Here is a 1,213-nt window from a genome sequence, read left to right as displayed (position 1 = left end):
AATTAATCAAACGTTTGTTTAAGCTGTATGTTCGGTAGAAAGAAACTCCTGTAGTTCAAAGGTTAAGAAAGAAAATGGAGAATTAATCAAACGCTTGTTTAAGATATATGTTTGGTGCAGAATCTAAAAAATTTATATATTTATTTTTTTCTTAACAAATGGCGGAAAAATAAGAAAAATTCGCAGGATTATTAAAAATTATCACGAAATAAGTAAAAGTTTAGCGAATAATGGTTTGAAATAATAAAACGTTTTCTATATGATAAAGGTAAAGGTTAGTAAAAAAGTAGGTGAATTTATGACAGTAACATTTTATTCATATCCAAAGTGTGGCACATGTCAAAAGGCAAAGAAATGGTTTGAGGCAAACGATGTAGCATATGAGATGATTCATATTGTTGAAAATCCACCATCAAAAGAAGATTTACGTAATTTACATGAAAAAAGTGAATTACCATTAAAAAAATTCTTTAATACAAGTGGAATGCGTTACCGTGAACTTGGTCTAAAAGATAAGTTGAAAGATGCAAGCGAAGACGAAATGTATGAGCTTTTAGCATCTGATGGCATGTTGATTAAACGTCCAATTGTAACAGATGGAACGAATGTAACACTTGGTTTTAACGAAGAGCAGTTTGAAAGTGTGTGGAAAAAGTACCAATAAGGTATTTTTACATAATTAATACATTCACTGGAGGTACAGTCATGAGCATTCCAAATAATTTACGTTACTCTGAAGAACACGAATGGGTAAAAACTGAAGGTAATGAAGTTGTTATCGGTATCACTCACTTTGCACAAGGTGAGCTAGGCGATATCGTATTCGTTGAACTTCCTGAAGTAGGTGCAACAATCGAAGCTAACGAGCCATTCGGAAGCGTAGAATCTGTTAAAACAGTTTCTGAGTTATACGCACCTGTAAGCGGTAAAGTTGTAGCAGTAAACGAAGAATTAAGTGACCAACCAGAACTTGTTAACGAATCTCCATACGAGGGTGCATGGATGGTTAAAGTTGAACTTTCTGATGCAAGCCAAGTTGAGAAGTTATTAACTGCAGAAAAATATGCAGAAATGACAAACCAAGACTAATTATAGTCGACTAAAGGACAGCCTTTGTGCTGTCCTTTTTTATTTTTTGTGAAATAATGAAATTCAAGTTATATGTAAATAAATAAGCTATTATGAGAAAAACTGTTTTGTGGTAAGGTTTCAT

Annotated in this window: 2 protein-coding genes; both read left to right on the top strand. The window is 32.7% G+C overall.

The features are described 5' to 3' along the window. Positions 1–298: 298 nt before the first annotated feature. A complete protein-coding gene (locus MR107_RS30090; protein WP_000218968.1) occupies positions 299–664 on the top strand; it encodes an arsenate reductase family protein in 366 nt (121 codons plus the stop codon). Positions 665–705: 41 nt separating this feature from the next. Further along, positions 706–1,089 carry a glycine cleavage system protein GcvH gene (gene gcvH, locus MR107_RS30085; RefSeq protein ID WP_000026897.1) on the top strand — a complete coding sequence of 128 codons (384 nt, stop codon included), beginning with the start codon at positions 706–708 and terminating at the stop codon, positions 1,087–1,089. Positions 1,090–1,213 lie beyond the last annotated feature (124 nt).

The organism is Bacillus cereus group sp. BfR-BA-01441 (genome assembly GCF_022663075.1).
GTDB classification, from domain to species: Bacteria; Bacillota; Bacilli; order Bacillales; family Bacillaceae_G; genus Bacillus_A; species Bacillus_A cereus.
The sequence above is the reverse complement of the archived record's forward strand: the minus strand, read 5'-3'. Positions and strand labels throughout refer to the sequence as shown.

What these genes read in the sequence shown, in the direction of transcription:
- MR107_RS30090 (WP_000218968.1), top strand. Translation starts at nt 299, where the DNA reads ATGACAGTAACATTTTATTCATATCCAAAGTGTGGCACATGTCAAAAG.
- gcvH (WP_000026897.1), top strand. Translation starts at nt 706, where the DNA reads ATGAGCATTCCAAATAATTTACGTTACTCTGAAGAACACGAATGGGTA.